The organism is Shigella sp. FC1661 (genome assembly GCF_001712525.1).
Taxonomy (GTDB): Bacteria; Pseudomonadota; Gammaproteobacteria; order Enterobacterales; family Enterobacteriaceae; genus Escherichia; species Escherichia coli.
Window position 1 is genome coordinate 1 of the sequence record NZ_MDGW01000222.1, and the last position, 15,226, is coordinate 15,226.

A 15,226-nucleotide genomic window follows, 5' to 3' on the forward strand; every position below is an offset into this window, starting at 1 on the left:
CAGCGCTGGCTGTTTTACGCGTATGACAGGCTCCGGAAGACGGTTGTTGCGCACGTATTCGGTGAACGCACTATGGCGACGCTGGGGCGTCTTATGAGCTTGCTGTCACCCTTTGACGTGGTGATATGGATGACGGATGGCTGGCCACTGTATGAATCCCGCCTGAAGGGAAAGCTGCACGTAATCAGCAAGCGATATACGCAGCGAATTGAGCGGCATAACCTGAATCTGAGGCAGCACCTGGCACGGCTGGGACGGAAGTCGCTGTCGTTCTCAAAATCGGTGGAGCTGCATGACAAAGTCATCGGGCATTATCTGAACATAAAACACTATCAATAAGTTGGAGTCATTACCAGACTATCACTTATTTAAGTGATACTGGTTGTCTGGAGATTCAGGGGGCCAGTCTAATATAGATAATAGCATAACAGTTACGCTAATATATTAAATATCAATCTACAGCAATGTTGCTCTCGCCCGGCTTTCCATGCCCTTCTCTGCGGCGACAGATGCTGAAAATAATAACGCCTGCTCTCTCTATACAACCAAGGTCAACATGAGTCTGTTTCCCGTTATCGTGGTGTTTGGGCTGTCCTTCCCACCGATATTTTTTGAATTGCTTTTATCACTGGCGATTTTCTGGCTGGTGCGCCGGGTACTTGTGCCAACAGGTATCTACGACTTTGTCTGGCATCCGGCGTTGTTCAACACCGCGCTCTATTGCTGCTTGTTTTATTTGATATCGCGACTGTTCGTTTGAGGTTGAAGTGAAAACACTAATAAGAAAATTCTCCCGTACGGCCATCACGGTCGTATTAGTCATTCTGGCCTTCATCGCAATTTTTAATGCCTAGGTCTATTACACCGAATCCCCCTGGACGCGTGACGCGCGCTTTAGCGCTGACGTCATTGCGATCGCGCCGGACGTTTCTGGACTCATTACCCAGGTGAATGTTCATGATAACCAGCTGGTGAAAAAAGGACAGATACTGTTCACCATCGACCAGCCGCGCTATCAAAAGGCGCTTGAGGAAGCGCAAGCCGATGTTGCTTATTATCAGGTACTGGCACAGGAGAAACGCCAGGAGGCCGGACGTCGTAACCGTCTCGGTGTGCAGGCGATGTCTCGCGAAGAGATCGACCAGGCTAACAACGTACTACAAACGGTTCTGCATCAGTTAGCGAAAGCGCAGGCGACCCGCGATCTGGCAAAACTGGATCTTGAACGCACGGTGATCCGCGCGCCAGCAGATGGCTGGGTGACCAACCTCAACGTCTATACCGGTGAGTTTATTACTCGAGGATCAACGGCGGTTGCGCTGGTGAAACAGAACTCCTTCTATGTACTGGCCTATATGGAAGAAACTAAGCTGGAAGGGGTGCGTCCGGGGTATCGTGCAGAGATCACGCCGCTTGGCAGTAACAAAGTGCTGAAAGGGACTGTTGATAGTGTTGCCGCAGGGGTCACCAACGCCAGCAGCACGCGTGACGACAAAGGGATGGCGACTATAGACTCTAACCTTGAATGGGTGCGTCTTGCGCAACGTGTTCCGGTTCGTATTCGTCTCGACAACCAGCAAGAGAACATCTGGCCTGCGGGCACCACTGCTACAGTGGTGGTCACTGGCAAACAAGATCGCGACGAAAGCCAGGATTCGTTCTTCCGTAAAATGGCCCATCGCCTGCGTGAGTTTGGTTAATCACGATGGGTATTTTCTCCATTGCTAACCAACATATTCGCTTTGCGGTAAAACTGGCGACCGCCATTGTACTGGCGCTGTTTGTTGGCTTTCACTTCCAGCTGGAAACGCCACGCTGGGCGGTACTGACAGCGGCGATTGTTGCCGCCGGTCCGGCCTTTGCTGCGGGAGGTGAACCGTATTCTGGCGCTATTCGTTATCGTGGCTTTTTGCGCATCATCGGCACATTTATTGGCTGTATTGCCGGACTGGTGATCATCATTGCGATGATCCGCGCACCATTATTGATGATTCTGGTGTGCTGTATCTGGGCCGGTTTTTGTACCTGGATATCCTCGCTGGTACGAATAGAAAACTCGTACGCGTGGGGGCTGGCCGGTTATACCGCGCTGATCATTGTGATCACCATTCAGCCGGAACCATTGCTTACGCCGCAGTTTGCCGTCGAACGTTGTAGCGAGATCGTTATCGGTATTGTGTGTGCGATTATGGCGGATTTGCTCTTTTCTCCGCGATCGATCAAACAAGAAGTGGATCGAGAGCTGGAAAGTTTGCTGGTCGCGCAATATCAATTAATGCAACTCTGTATCAAGCATGGCGATGGTGAAGTTGTCGATAAAGCCTGGGGCGACCTGGTGCGACGCACCACGGCGCTACAAGGCATGCGCAGCAACCTGAATATGGAATCTTCCCGCTGGGCGCGGGCCAATCGACGTTTAAAAGCGATCAATACGCTATCGCTGACGCTGATTACCCAATCCTGCGAAACTTATCTTATTCAGAATACGCGCCCGGAATTGATCACTGATACTTTCCGCGAATTTTTTGACACGCCGGTAGAAACCGCGCAGGACGTCCACAAGCAGCTCAAACGCCTGCGGAGAGTTATCGCCTGGACCGGGGAACGGGAAACGCCTGTCACCATTTATAGCTGGGTCGCGGCGGCAACGCGTTATCAGCTTCTCAAGCGCGGCGTTATCAGTAACACAAAAATCAACGCCACCGAAGAAGAGATCCTGCAAGGCGAACCGGAAGTCAAAGTAGAGTCAGCCGAACGTCATCATGCGATGGTTAACTTCTGGCGAACCACACTTTCCTGCATTCTGGGCACGCTTTTCTGGCTGTGGACGGGCTGGACTTCCGGCAGTGGTGCAATGGTGATGATTGCGGTAGTGACGTCACTGGCAATGCGTTTGCCGAATCCACGCATGGTGGCGATCGACTTTATCTACGGGACGCTGGCCGCGCTGCCGTTAGGGCTGCTCTACTTTTTGGTGATTATCCCTAATACCCAACAGAGCATGTTGCTGCTGTGTATTAGCCTGGCAGTGCTGGGATTTTTCCTCGGTATAGAAGTACAGCAACGGCGACTGGGCTCGATGGGGGCGCTGGCCAGCACCATAAATATTATCGTGCTGGATAACCCGATGACTTTCCATTTCAGTCAGTTTCTCGACAGCGCATTAGGGCAAATCGTCGGCTGTGTGCTCGCGTTCACCGTTATTTTGCTTGTGCGGGATAAATCGCGCGACAGGACCGGACGTGTACTGCTTAATCAGTTTGTTTCTGCCGCTGTTTCCGCGATGACTACCAATGTGGCACGTCGTAAAGAGAACCACCTCCCGGCACTTTATCAGCAGCTGTTTTTGCTGATGAATAAGTTCCCAGGGGATTTGCCGAAATTTCGCCTGGCGCTGACGATGATTATCGCGCACCAGCGCCTGCGTGATGCGCCGATCCCGGTTAACGAGGATTTATCGGCGTTTCACCGACAAATGCGCCGCACAGCAGACCATGTGATATCTGCCCGTAGCGATGATAAACGTCGTCGGTACTTTGGCCAGTTGCTGGAAGAACTTGAAATCTACCAGGAAAAGCTACGCATCTGGCAAGCGCCACCGCAGGTGACGGAACCGGTTCATCGGCTGGCGGGTATGCTCCATAAGTATCAACATGCGTTGACCGATAGTTAGGTCAAAACCGACGCCAAAAGTGTCGGTTTTTTCATGGCTATACTTAGCGATGCACGGCAGAACTCGCCGCGAAACGTGACGGTGGCAATAGATGAATATTTATACCTTTGATTTTGATGAGATTGAGAGTCAGGAGGATTTTTATCGTGACTTTAGCCAAACCTTTGGTCTGGCGAAAGATAAGGTACGCGATCTCGACTCACTATGGGATGTGTTAATGAACGATGTCCTGCCGCTACCACTTGAGATTGAATTTGTTCATCTGGGAGAGAAAACGCGTCGCCGTTTTGGCGCGTTAATATTGCTATTTGATGAGGCAGAGAAAGAGCTGGAAGGGCATTTGCGTTTTAATGTTCGTCATTAGCGCAAAAAAAGCCCCCGAACCGGGGGCAATATCGTCGGACAAGACGATGAGGGTTTATTTGTACAGTTCAGCCGTAGCGTGCCAGGTGTCACCGCTACGAGCTTCAGTAATCTGGTAGGCCGTTGCGCCTTTCTCTTCCGCTTTTTTGTTCAGCATTTCACGCATATCCATTGGCGAAGACGCCACACCACTTACGGATACGGTCCCGATTGCTTCACGATTTTGTGCTTGTGCAGCATCAATGGAGTCGGCAGCGAATGCACCGAAAGAGAGAACAGAAAGTACGCTTAATGCAGCTACAGTGGTTTTGATTTTCATGATTTTTACCTCGACATAATCTTTTAGCTGGGCCTTTGTTTCGTGACCCATATCACAAAATCAAGCACATACTAATTATTGAACTAATTAATACCATGCTAACTGTTTCAGTTGATACTAAGTGTTGAAAATGTGAATTTTAATAACAAAAAAGAATTAAAAACACGGTCATTTATTTTTAATTCTAGTATTTTCAATTAGATAATGAATTTTGCATAATGTGCTTTTTTTACCGTATGTATTCATTATGTGAATGACATGTCGCAGTAAAACGCACTATTCGTTAAATTAATCGCAGGGGAAAGCAGGGGGTTGAGAGGGATAAGCAACATTTTCCCCGCCGCCAGAAGCGACGGGGCAGAGATTAAAGCTCCTGGTCGAACAGCTCTAAAATCGCTTCGTACAGGTCTTTGACGGTGAAACCGTTAGCAGGGGTGGTAAAGATGGTGTCATCGCCAGCGATGGTGCCCAGAATACCTTCTGCTTTGCCCAGTGAGTCCAGCAGGCGAGCAATTAACTGCGCCGCGCCAGGGCTGGTATGAATCACGACAACTGCATCGTTGTAGTCGATATCCAGCACCAGATTCTTCAATGGACTGGAGGTGGTTGGTACACCCAGTTCAGCTGGCAGGCAGTAAACCATTTCCATTTTGGCATTGCGTGTACGTACAGCACCAAACTTGGTCAACATCCGCGAGACTTTAGACTGATTAATATTGTCAAAGCCTTGCTCCTGCAACGCGGCGACGATTTCGCCCTGGGAGCTAAATTTCTCTTCTTTAAGTAATGCTTTAAATGCTTTAACTAGTTCTTCTTGCTTAGCCGAGCTTCGCATAAGTCACCCGATATGGTGGTTGATACAACATTATTGTGCATACAGATGAATTTTTATGCAAACAGTCAGCCCTGAAGAAGGCTGAAATAATGTTATGAAAGAGCGGGATTTTATCAAATTTCGTTATTGAGAAACATGCCTGCGTCACGGCATGCAAATTCTGCTTAAAAGTAAATTAATTGTTATCAAATTGATGTTGTTTTGGCTGAACGGTAGGGTATATTGTCACCACCTGTTGGAATGTTGCGCTAATGCATAAGCGACTGTTAATTACGTAAGTTAGGTTCCTGATTACGGCAATTAAATGCATAAACGCTAAACTTGCGTGACTACACATTCTTGATATGTGGTCATTGTAAACGGCAATTTTGTGGATTAAGGTCGCGGCAGCGGAGCAACATATCTTAGTTTATCAATATAATAAGGAGTTTAGGATGAAAGTCGCAGTCCTCGGCGCTGCTGGCGGTATTGGCCAGGCGCTTGCACTACTGTTAAAAACCCAACTGCCTTCAGGTTCAGAACTCTCTCTGTATGATATCGCTCCAGTGACTCCCGGTGTGGCTGTCGATCTGAGCCATATCCCTACTGCTGTGAAAATCAAAGGTTTTTCTGGTGAAGATGCGACTCCGGCGCTGGAAGGCGCAGATGTCGTTCTTATCTCTGCAGGTGTAGCGCGTAAACCGGGTATGGATCGTTCCGACCTGTTTAACGTTAACGCCGGCATCGTGAAAAACCTGGTACAGCAAGTTGCGAAAACCTGCCCGAAAGCGTGCATTGGTATTATCACTAACCCGGTTAACACCACAGTTGCAATTGCTGCTGAAGTGCTGAAAAAAGCCGGTGTTTATGACAAAAACAAACTGTTCGGCGTTACCACGCTGGATATCATTCGTTCCAACACCTTTGTTGCGGAACTGAAAGGCAAACAGCCAGGCGAAGTTGAAGTGCCGGTTATTGGCGGTCACTCTGGTGTTACCATTCTGCCGCTGCTGTCACAGGTTCCTGGCGTTAGTTTTACCGAGCAGGAAGTGGCTGATCTGACCAAACGTATCCAGAACGCGGGTACTGAGGTGGTTGAAGCGAAAGCCGGTGGCGGGTCTGCAACCCTGTCTATGGGCCAGGCAGCTGCACGTTTTGGTCTGTCTCTGGTTCGTGCACTGCAGGGCGAACAAGGCGTTGTCGAATGTGCCTACGTTGAAGGCGACGGTCAGTACGCCCGTTTCTTCTCTCAACCGCTGCTGCTGGGTAAAAACGGCGTGGAAGAGCGTAAATCTATCGGTACCCTGAGCGCATTTGAACAGAACGCGCTGGAAGGTATGCTGGATACGCTCAAGAAAGATATCGCCCTGGGCGAAGAGTTCGTTAATAAGTAATTGATTAGCGAATAATAAAAAACCGGAGCACAGACTCCGGTTTTTTGTTTTGAGCACTCGACTTAATTGGTTGCCGGATATTCCTGAATGGTGACCTGCAGCGTTAACTGCTTATCATCACGCATCACTACAACCGGGATCACCGAACCAGGGCGAATTTCTGCCACCTGATCCATCGTCTCCAGAGCAGAGATGGCCGGTTTGTTATCCACCGAAATAATCAGATCGTTGACCTGAATACCCGCATTCGCCGCCGGGCCGTCAGGTGACACTTCATTAACCACGATCCCTTGCAGTTGATCTATACCACCGCTCTGCGCGTGCAGTGGTGCGATCTCACGTCCACCAATGCCAATGTAGCCGCGGATCACGCGCCCATCGCGGATCAGCTTATCCATAATTTTGGTTGCTAACTGGAAAGGAATCGCAAAGCCGATACCTTCCGGCGTTTCGCCATCGTTACTCTTATCAAACGACAGCGTGTTAATGCCCATCAGTTCTCCCAGCGAGTTCACCAGCGCGCCACCAGAGTTACCGTGGTTAATGGAAGCATCGGTTTGTAGGAAGTTTTGCCGCCCGGTAGGGTTCAGACCGATTCGACCCGTGGCACTAATAATCCCTTGGGTAATGGTCTGCCCGAGGTTGTACGGGTTACCGATCGCCAGTACTACGTCGCCAATGTGCGGTACGCGACGTGCATTAATTGGAATGGTAGGTAAACCGCCAGTGGCATTAATTTTAAGTACCGCCAGATCGGTTAGAGAGTCAGATCCCACCAGCAATGCTTCAAATACACGTCCATCCTGTAAGGCGACGATGATCTGATCGGCGTCGTTGATGACGTGTTTATTGGTGATGATATAACCGCGTTGATCCATGATTACACCGGATCCCAGGGTGCGGATCTCAAGCTGGTTGTGAGAGTTGGTGTTCACACCACGGTTGTAAACGTTAACCACCGCTGGCGCGGCGCGGCGAACCGCCAGATTATAGCTGGCAGGCGTCTCATCGGTACTGTCAAATTGCGGAGTGGAAAGCGGGTTAAGGCTGCGCAGCGAAGGCATGGCAACCAGCAGAATAGCGCCGACAATTAATCCAATCGCAACGGAACGTAAGAGCTTCACAAACATGATGGAGGCGTCATTAAAAAAGGGAACGGCAGCAGCATACCACGAGTTAACCGGACATCACACGTAAGCCTGATGCCCGGTTTACGACATTAACGCATCAGCAGATAGATGCTTTCATTGCCGCGTACAATTTGCAGGGCGATGATGGCCGGTTTTGCCGCCAGCACTTTACGCATTTCAGCAATCGAGTTCACCCGATCGCGGTTGACGCCAATGATCACATCGTCTTTTTGCAAGCCTGCCTGAACAGCTGGGCTTCCTTTGACAACTTCATCGATCTTAATACCTTTGCCGCCATCTTTTAGCTGACCATCGCTCAACGTTGCACCTTCCAGCGCTGGCGTGATCATTTCAGCGCTGGCCGACGAAGAGGTGCTGGTATCAAGCGTCACTTCTACTTCCAGTGGTTTGCCGTTACGCAGCAGGCCAAGCTTCACTTTCGTGCCCGGCTCTGTAGTCGCGATACGAGAGCGCAACTCAGCAAAGCTATTCAGCGGTTTGCCGTTGAGGCTGGTAATAATATCGCCCGCTTTGACGCCCGCTTTTGCCGAGCCAGAACCTGGCAACACTTCGCTGACAAACGCGCCACGCTGCACGTCAAGGTTGAAGGCTTTGGCGATATCGGCACTCATCTCGGTGCCTTTGATGCCTAACAAACCGCGTTTGATTTCACCAAAGTCGATAAGCTGCTGCGCCAGTGTTCGCGCCATATTACTGGGGATGGCAAATCCAATCCCGACGCTCCCGCCGCCAGGCGCAAGGATTGCAGTGTTGATGCCAATTAACTCACCGTTAAGGTTTAATAGTGCACCGCCGGAGTTACCGCGGTTAATGGAAGCATCTGTCTGGATAAAGTTTTCCAGACCTTCAAGATTCAACCCGCTGCGGCCTAATGCGGAAACAATGCCAGAGGTGGCGGTTTGCCCAAGGCCAAATGGGTTACCGACCGCTACGGCAAAATCACCGACGCGCAATTTATCGGAGTCGGCAATAGCGATTTGCGTTAATTTGCTCGGGTTTTGAATTTGTAACAGGGCGATATCGCTCTGGTCATCGCTACCAATCAGTTTGGCATCAAACTCGCGCCCATCATTGAGCTGAATACTGATTTTCTGTGCCTGATTAATCACATGGTTGTTGGTCAGCACATAGCCTTTACTGGCGTTGATGATGACACCGGAACCTAAACCTTCGAAGGGTTGTGCAGGTTGATCCGGTAAATCATCACCAAAAAACTTTTTGAATTCTTCCGGGATTTTCTGTCCCTGACTGGCCGTTCCTTCCACCCGTACGCTCACCACTGCCGGAAGCACTTTTTCCAGCATTGGAGCCAGACTGGGGAGAGGGGCCTGATCGGCAACCTGGCCTGGAATCGACGCGACGGCCTGAAATGACGCCGAGAGAGTTAACCCGACACTTAACGCTAATGCACTCAACAGCTGGGTTTGTTTTTTCATTATTCCTGCTCTCGTACCTGAATGATAAGAAAAGAGATTCAAAACAGTTTGATGTTATTGAATTTTCAGACGGCTAACAATGAGACACCAGATTAAATGATAGTCGGGGAGGGAGAGAAGAGGAGGGCGCAATGGCTGCGCCCGAAAAATAAATTAGTCGCGCTTCGCGCCAGTACGCAGCAGGCCGGATGCACCTTCAGAATAGTCGCGAGGCATCTGCACCGGTGCCTGATCGTTGCTGGCTTCAGACTCTGCCAGACGATTACGGAACGGGTTTGCTTCAGCAGACAGTTCCGGCAGCAGGCTGCTGGAGCTTTTCGCCATGTGCTGATACAGCTGGCGATAGTCGTGCGCCATGGTATCCAGTAATTCCGCGCTGCGGGCAAAGTGGCTAACCAGCTCTTCGCGATACTCGTCCAGTTCAGCTTTATTCTTTTCCAGTTCGTACTGCAACGCCTGTTGCTGGCGTAGTTTACGATTACCAAAACGCATGGCCACAGCACCAATAATGATGCCGACGACTAACCCAATTAGCGCATATTCCCAGGTCATGAACATCTCCCGTTGTCTTTTGTTTCCGTAGGGTGTTGGCTTCAGGCTCCATGCCTGCGGCTGATTATGCCACTATAACCGTTAATTCCACAGAAGTGGAATCCCGACTGCATATCGCGTAGTGTAGAACGGCCTTTTTTTCGTCAACCGTGAACAACGGCGCACCGATTATTCAAGGAATAATAATAAGATCATGCAAAGCGTTACCCCAACATCGCAATACCTGAAGGCGCTCAATGAAGGCAGCCATCAACCCGACGACGTTCAAAAAGAGGCCGTCAGCCGCCTGGAAATTATTTATCAAGAACTCATCAATAGCAGGCCACCAGCCCCCAGGACGAGTGGGCTAATGGCGCGGGTCGGTAAGCTGTGGGGTAAACGCGAAGACACAAAGCATACGCCAGTGCGTGGCTTATATATGTGGGGCGGTGTAGGACGCGGGAAAACCTGGCTGATGGACCTTTTCTATCAAAGCCTGCCGGGAGAGCGGAAACAGCGCCTGCACTTTCACCGTTTTATGCTGCGGGTGCACGAAGAGCTAACTGCCTTACAGGGGCAGACCGATCCGCTGGAAATTATTGCCGATCGCTTTAAAGCCGAAACTGACGTGCTCTGTTTTGACGAATTTTTTGTTTCTGATATTACCGACGCCATGCTACTTGGCGGTCTGATGAAAGCCCTGTTCGCCCGCGGTATTACCCTGGTAGCGACGTCAAATATTCCGCCGGACGAACTTTATCGAAATGGCTTGCAACGTGCGCGTTTTCTGCCTGCAATCGATGCCATTAAACAGCATTGTGATGTAATGAACGTGGACGCTGGTGTTGATTATCGACTGCGTACACTCACTCAGGCGCATCTGTGGCTTTCGCCACTCCACGATGAAACCCGGGCACAAATGGATAAACTATGGTTGGCGCTGGCGGGAGCGAAACGCGAAAATTCACCGACGTTAGAAATCAACCATCGACCGCTGGCGACAATGGGCGCTGAGAATCAGACGCTTGCTGTCTCTTTTACCACCTTGTGTGTCGATGCCCGCAGCCAGCATGACTATATTGCGCTCTCACGCCTCTTTCATACGGTCATGTTGTTTGATGTACCAGTTATGACGCGGTTGATGGAGAGCGAAGCGCGGCGCTTTATTGCGCTGGTGGATGAGTTTTACGAGCGCCATGTCAAATTAGTGGTGAGTGCAGAAGTGCCGCTGTATGAAATTTATCAGGGCGATCGGCTGAAGTTTGAGTTCCAGCGTTGCCTGTCACGTCTGCAAGAGATGCAAAGCGAAGAGTATCTGAAGCGCGAGCATTTGGCGGGTTAAAACCTGTCACAAATCACAAAAAGGGGTCGATCTTTGACCCCGACTTCTCTATAATCCTGCGACCCCACGTTACAAGAAAGTTTTTTCCCAAAACTTTTTGTGTGCTGGCATAGGCTATTCGAAGGGGTAGGTTTGCCGGACTTTGTCGTGTGAACCTCAACAATTGAAGACGTTTGGGTGTTCACCAACGTGTAACTATTTATTGGGTAAGCTTTTAATGAAAACTTTTACAGCTAAACCAGAAACCGTAAAACGCGACTGGTATGTTGTTGACGCGACCGGTAAAACTCTGGGCCGTCTGGCTACTGAACTGGCTCGTCGCCTGCGCGGTAAGCACAAAGCGGAATACACTCCGCACGTAGATACCGGTGATTACATCATCGTTCTGAACGCTGACAAAGTTGCTGTAACCGGCAACAAGTGTACTGACAAAGTGTACTATCACCACACCGGCCACATCGGTGGTATCAAACAAGCGACCTTTGAAGAGATGATTGCTCGCCGTCCTGAGCGTGTGATTGAAATCGCGGTTAAAGGCATGTTGCCAAAAGGCCCGCTGGGTCGTGCTATGTTCCGTAAACTGAAAGTTTACGCGGGTAACGAGCACAACCACGCGGCACAGCAACCGCAAGTTCTTGACATCTAATCGGGATTATAGGCAATGGCTGAAAATCAATACTACGGCACTGGTCGCCGCAAAAGTTCCGCAGCTCGCGTTTTCATCAAACCGGGCAACGGTAAAATCGTAATCAACCAACGTTCTCTGGAACAGTACTTCGGTCGTGAAACTGCCCGCATGGTAGTTCGTCAGCCGCTGGAACTGGTCGACATGGTTGAGAAACTGGACCTGTACATCACCGTTAAAGGTGGTGGTATCTCTGGTCAGGCTGGTGCGATCCGTCACGGTATCACCCGCGCTCTGATGGAATACGACGAGTCCCTGCGTTCTGAACTGCGTAAAGCTGGCTTCGTTACTCGTGACGCTCGTCAGGTTGAACGTAAGAAAGTCGGTCTGCGTAAAGCACGTCGTCGTCCGCAGTTCTCCAAACGTTAATTGGCTTCTGCTCCGGCAGAAAACAATTTTCGAAAAAACCCGCTTCGGCGGGTTTTTTTATAGCTAAAATCTGAATCAGCGTAAAAACTGGAAAGTTGCTTTTTGCTGCCACCTGACAGACAGGTAAAACAAAAACCACATCGCCAATAAGGGACTAAGTCAACTATTTCAGACTAAAGCGCATCTCTTTTTCCCCATTTCCGGCATCGACTCACCACAAAGGTCGCAAAATCTGGTAAACTATCATCCAATTTTCTGCCCAAATGTCGGGTATTGCTCATTTTTTGTTTGATTTTCGAACAAAGAGAGTCGTTCCTTACTGGGTAACACAACTTCTGACTGGCCACCTGGTGGCTGGTAGCAGTAAAAATTCTGACTATACCTGGAGGTTTTCATGGCTGTCGCTGCCAACAAACGTTCGGTAATGACGCTGTTTTCCGGTCCTACTGACATCTATAGCCATCAGGTCCGCATTGTGCTGGCTGAGAAAGGTGTAAGTTTCGAGATCGAACACGTGGAAAAGGACAATCCGCCTCAGGATCTGATTGACCTCAACCCGAATCAGAGCGTTCCGACCCTGGTGGATCGTGAGCTGACCCTGTGGGAATCTCGCATCATTATGGAATATCTGGATGAGCGTTTCCCGCATCCGCCACTGATGCCTGTTTACCCGGTAGCTCGCGGTGAAAGCCGTCTGTACATGCATCGCATCGAAAAAGACTGGTACACGCTGATGAACACCATCATCAACGGTTCAGCTTCTGAAGCAGATGCCGCACGTAAGCAACTGCGCGAAGAACTGCTGGCGATTGCGCCGGTCTTCGGTCAGAAGCCGTACTTCCTGAGCGATGAGTTCAGCCTGGTCGATTGCTATCTTGCTCCGCTGCTGTGGCGTCTGCCGCAACTGGGCATCGAGTTCAGCGGCCCGGGTGCGAAAGAGCTGAAAGGCTATATGACCCGCGTCTTTGAGCGTGACTCTTTCCTTGCTTCTTTAACTGAAGCAGAACGTGAAATGCGTCTGGGCCGGAGTTAATCTGTATGGATTTGTCACAGCTAACACCACGTCGTCCCTATCTGCTGCGTGCATTCTATGAGTGGTTGCTGGATAACCAGCTCACGCCGCACCTGGTGGTGGATGTGACGCTCCCTGGCGTGCAGGTTCCTATGGAATATGCGCGTGACGGGCAAATCGTACTCAACATTGCGCCGCGTGCTGTCGGCAATCTGGAACTGGCGAATGATGAGGTGCGCTTTAACGCGCGCTTTGGCGGCATTCCGCGTCAGGTTTCTGTGCCGCTGGCTGCCGTGCTGGCTATCTACGCCCGTGAAAATGGCGCAGGCACAATGTTTGAGCCTGAAGCTGCCTACGATGAAGATACCAGCATCATGAATGATGAAGAGGCATCGGCAGACAACGAAACCGTTATGTCGGTTATTGATGGCGACAAGCCAGATCACGATGATGACACTCATCCTGACGATGAACCTCCGCAGCCACCACGCGGTGGTCGACCGACATTACGCGTTGTGAAGTAATACAAAAACAGGCCCTGGTGGCCTGTTTTGTCTTTTAATGGCTTAATAAAATAGCGTGATTGTGGCAATCATATTCACCACGAAACCGACTGCCATGGGGATCGCTGTTCGCTTCACCACCGCAAAAGGCGAAACGCCTGCAATTCCTGACGTAACGACCACCACCGCAGTAATCGGCGAAACCGCGCGCGCTAGCGTCGTGGCAAAATGCATCGGCATAATCATTACAACCGCTGGTACATGTAGTCCGGCTGCGATATTCGGAATAAGACTGGCAAATGACATAAACGGCGCATTGCCAGAGCCCATCACAATGGCACAAATGGCAATGACCAGCGCCATAATAATCATCACGCCAATACCGCCCAGACCAGAATGCTCCGCACCCCTGATAACCGCATCGACAGTGCCAATCGTCGTTAAGCCTTTCGCAAATATTTCACCCGCGACCACCAGCGTTACCACGTTGGCAAACTGCGTACCCATGCCGTCAAAAAACGCCTGCACATCGTCCATTGTTTCGCGCAAGTTATGCTTGCGGAAGAACTCAACAAACATCGTCACCGTCAAACTCAGTAACATCACCACCACCAGATGCAGTTCTGACTGCATCAGCCCGACGTGGGCGAGGAACAGCGAGCCGAGCATCAGGATTAACGGCATCACAGGTAAAATGGCGTAATAGAGCGGCGGGACATTATCGAGAGCTTTTTGCTCTGCTTGTTCGTGATTGATATTTTTATCTTTTTTGTCAAAAGCGCGTTGCACGAAAAAGTGGGAGATCGCCACCGAGATAATGACGTAAGAGGCGACCGGAAGCTGGTAGTGGAAGAAGTAAGTGGCAATTTTCATTCCCGCGACCTGGGCTGCAAAAATGGAGTTCGTTTCCAGAATTCCCCACTCAATGGACATTGTGGTTGCGATAACCGCCACCGCAGAGAGACGACTTACTCCCAGACTCACCAGTGTCGGAAATAAGGTGACCATCAGCAACATACCCAGACCGGAGGCGCTGGTAATAAACTGCGCCATGATTTGACCGATGACGTAAGTTGCCGACAGAATAATATACGGTGAGCGAATGAGTTTTAACGGGCGGCTTAACAAGCTCACCATCGCGCGACTGGCCCCTATGCGCTCCATGTAGCGGGCATACCGCCCACCGCCATAATCGATAGCCCCAATCCGGCAATGCGGTTGGACAGCATGCGCAGGATTTCATTATAAATATCGACGATCAAGTAGCCGCTGCTTTTGGCGGGATCGAGTACACCACCGAACCCTAACCAGACACCGCACATCATCAGGAAGATACCTGCGGCAGCCAGCACCACCTGAGGTTTGTAGTTTTTCAGGATCAAATAGCCCATCGTAATTAATACGATGACAGATATAATTATGCCGAACATTGTTGAACTCCGTGTCAAAAGAAAACGGTCAATCCCATAAACGGCAGATTGAAAACAATGATGTTATATTTTTTGCAAGTCTATTTATGGTGCGGATGTCGTGTTTTTAATTGTAAGTGAGGTAATTTTTCATTAAAAAATATGCGCTTATGATTATTTTGCAAGAACGCATTCATAATATTCATAATGCTCGTGAATAGTCTT

General features: G+C 50.0%; 14 protein-coding genes and 3 pseudogenes. 11 read left to right on the forward strand and 6 right to left on the reverse strand.

The annotated features are described in order from the left end of the window. The 5 genes and pseudogenes from BFF42_RS13445 to BFF42_RS13465 all read left to right on the forward strand — a co-directional run. A pseudogene (locus BFF42_RS13445) lies at positions 1-339 on the forward strand (IS1-like element IS1B family transposase); the annotation flags it as partial. A gap of 217 nt (positions 340-556) precedes the next feature. Further along, the gene (gene aaeX, locus BFF42_RS13450) at positions 557-760 is read left to right on the forward strand and encodes a p-hydroxybenzoic acid efflux pump operon protein AaeX (protein WP_000051841.1); all 204 of its coding nucleotides are present in this window, start codon (positions 557-559) and stop codon (positions 758-760) included. Between the two features lie 7 nt (positions 761-767). Further along, positions 768-1,700: pseudogene (gene aaeA, locus BFF42_RS13455) on the forward strand (p-hydroxybenzoic acid efflux pump subunit AaeA). Positions 1,701-1,705: 5 nt separating this feature from the next. Next, positions 1,706-3,673 carry a p-hydroxybenzoic acid efflux pump subunit AaeB gene (aaeB, locus tag BFF42_RS13460; protein WP_000510974.1) on the forward strand — a complete coding sequence of 656 codons (1,968 nt, stop codon included), beginning with the start codon at positions 1,706-1,708 and terminating at the stop codon, positions 3,671-3,673. Between the two features lie 91 nt (positions 3,674-3,764). Next, positions 3,765-4,037 carry a barstar family protein gene (locus BFF42_RS13465; RefSeq protein ID WP_039060372.1) on the forward strand — a complete coding sequence of 91 codons (273 nt, stop codon included), beginning with the start codon at positions 3,765-3,767 and terminating at the stop codon, positions 4,035-4,037. 54 nt (positions 4,038-4,091) lie between these two features. Here the strand turns inward: BFF42_RS13465 and yhcN are convergent, their stop codons facing one another. Together yhcN and argR are read right to left on the reverse strand one after the other, a co-directional pair. Then, positions 4,092-4,355: a peroxide/acid stress response protein YhcN gene (yhcN, locus tag BFF42_RS13470; protein ID WP_000695690.1), complete on the reverse strand. Its 264-nt coding sequence runs from the start codon at positions 4,353-4,355 to the stop codon at positions 4,092-4,094. 364 nt (positions 4,356-4,719) lie between these two features. Continuing rightward, on the reverse strand, positions 4,720-5,190 hold the full coding sequence (argR, locus tag BFF42_RS13475; RefSeq protein ID WP_001257846.1) for a transcriptional regulator ArgR: 471 nt from the start codon (positions 5,188-5,190) through the stop codon (positions 4,720-4,722). 434 nt (positions 5,191-5,624) lie between these two features. On the opposite strand from argR, the gene mdh reads away from it, so the two are divergent. After that, positions 5,625-6,563, forward strand: coding sequence for a malate dehydrogenase (mdh, locus tag BFF42_RS13480; protein ID WP_001295272.1), 939 nt, complete (start codon positions 5,625-5,627; stop codon positions 6,561-6,563). A gap of 62 nt (positions 6,564-6,625) precedes the next feature. Here mdh and degS read toward each other — a convergent pair whose 3' ends face one another. The 3 genes from degS to zapG form a co-directional block, all read right to left on the reverse strand. Next, entirely contained in the window at positions 6,626-7,693 is a 1,068-nt protein-coding gene (gene degS / locus BFF42_RS13485; RefSeq protein ID WP_000497730.1) for an outer membrane-stress sensor serine endopeptidase DegS, read from the reverse strand. Positions 7,694-7,782: 89 nt separating this feature from the next. Further along, positions 7,783-9,150, reverse strand: a complete 1,368-nt coding sequence (degQ, locus tag BFF42_RS13490) for a serine endoprotease DegQ (RefSeq protein ID WP_146759046.1) — start codon at positions 9,148-9,150, stop codon at positions 7,783-7,785. Positions 9,151-9,303: 153 nt separating this feature from the next. Next, a complete protein-coding gene (gene zapG / locus BFF42_RS13495; protein ID WP_001295270.1) occupies positions 9,304-9,702 on the reverse strand; it encodes a Z-ring associated protein ZapG in 399 nt (132 codons plus the stop codon). A 193-nt stretch (positions 9,703-9,895) separates the two neighbouring features. On the opposite strand from zapG, the gene zapE reads away from it, so the two are divergent. From zapE to sspB, 5 genes are all read left to right on the forward strand, one after another. After that, positions 9,896-11,023 (forward strand): cell division protein ZapE, encoded by a 1,128-nt coding sequence (gene zapE / locus BFF42_RS13500; RefSeq protein ID WP_001192305.1) that lies wholly within the window; start codon positions 9,896-9,898, stop codon positions 11,021-11,023. 217 nt (positions 11,024-11,240) lie between these two features. Beyond that, entirely contained in the window at positions 11,241-11,669 is a 429-nt protein-coding gene (gene rplM / locus BFF42_RS13505) for a 50S ribosomal protein L13 (RefSeq protein WP_004986574.1), read from the forward strand. A gap of 15 nt (positions 11,670-11,684) precedes the next feature. Beyond that, complete coding sequence (rpsI, locus tag BFF42_RS13510; protein WP_000829818.1) at positions 11,685-12,077, forward strand: 30S ribosomal protein S9; 393 nt, start codon at positions 11,685-11,687, stop codon at positions 12,075-12,077. A gap of 394 nt (positions 12,078-12,471) precedes the next feature. Next, complete coding sequence (sspA, locus tag BFF42_RS13515) at positions 12,472-13,110, forward strand: stringent starvation protein SspA (protein ID WP_000257293.1); 639 nt, start codon at positions 12,472-12,474, stop codon at positions 13,108-13,110. Between the two features lie 5 nt (positions 13,111-13,115). After that, entirely contained in the window at positions 13,116-13,613 is a 498-nt protein-coding gene (sspB, locus tag BFF42_RS13520; RefSeq protein WP_000366130.1) for a ClpXP protease specificity-enhancing factor, read from the forward strand. Between the two features lie 42 nt (positions 13,614-13,655). Here sspB and dcuC read toward each other — a convergent pair. Beyond that, positions 13,656-15,022: pseudogene (gene dcuC, locus BFF42_RS13525) on the reverse strand (anaerobic C4-dicarboxylate transporter DcuC). Positions 15,023-15,226: the final 204 nt, after the last annotated feature.

What these genes read in the sequence shown, in the direction of transcription:
- argR (WP_001257846.1), bottom strand. Translation starts at nt 5,190, where the DNA reads ATGCGAAGCTCGGCTAAGCAAGAAGAACTAGTTAAAGCATTTAAAGCA.
- sspA (WP_000257293.1), top strand. Translation starts at nt 12,472, where the DNA reads ATGGCTGTCGCTGCCAACAAACGTTCGGTAATGACGCTGTTTTCCGGT.
- aaeX (WP_000051841.1), top strand. Translation starts at nt 557, where the DNA reads ATGAGTCTGTTTCCCGTTATCGTGGTGTTTGGGCTGTCCTTCCCACCG.
- yhcN (WP_000695690.1), bottom strand. Translation starts at nt 4,355, where the DNA reads ATGAAAATCAAAACCACTGTAGCTGCATTAAGCGTACTTTCTGTTCTC.
- rpsI (WP_000829818.1), top strand. Translation starts at nt 11,685, where the DNA reads ATGGCTGAAAATCAATACTACGGCACTGGTCGCCGCAAAAGTTCCGCA.
- BFF42_RS13465 (WP_039060372.1), top strand. Translation starts at nt 3,765, where the DNA reads ATGAATATTTATACCTTTGATTTTGATGAGATTGAGAGTCAGGAGGAT.
- sspB (WP_000366130.1), top strand. Translation starts at nt 13,116, where the DNA reads ATGGATTTGTCACAGCTAACACCACGTCGTCCCTATCTGCTGCGTGCA.
- rplM (WP_004986574.1), top strand. Translation starts at nt 11,241, where the DNA reads ATGAAAACTTTTACAGCTAAACCAGAAACCGTAAAACGCGACTGGTAT.
- zapE (WP_001192305.1), top strand. Translation starts at nt 9,896, where the DNA reads ATGCAAAGCGTTACCCCAACATCGCAATACCTGAAGGCGCTCAATGAA.
- degQ (WP_146759046.1), bottom strand. Translation starts at nt 9,150, where the DNA reads ATGAAAAAACAAACCCAGCTGTTGAGTGCATTAGCGTTAAGTGTCGGG.
- zapG (WP_001295270.1), bottom strand. Translation starts at nt 9,702, where the DNA reads ATGACCTGGGAATATGCGCTAATTGGGTTAGTCGTCGGCATCATTATT.
- aaeB (WP_000510974.1), top strand. Translation starts at nt 1,706, where the DNA reads ATGGGTATTTTCTCCATTGCTAACCAACATATTCGCTTTGCGGTAAAA.
- degS (WP_000497730.1), bottom strand. Translation starts at nt 7,693, where the DNA reads ATGTTTGTGAAGCTCTTACGTTCCGTTGCGATTGGATTAATTGTCGGC.
- mdh (WP_001295272.1), top strand. Translation starts at nt 5,625, where the DNA reads ATGAAAGTCGCAGTCCTCGGCGCTGCTGGCGGTATTGGCCAGGCGCTT.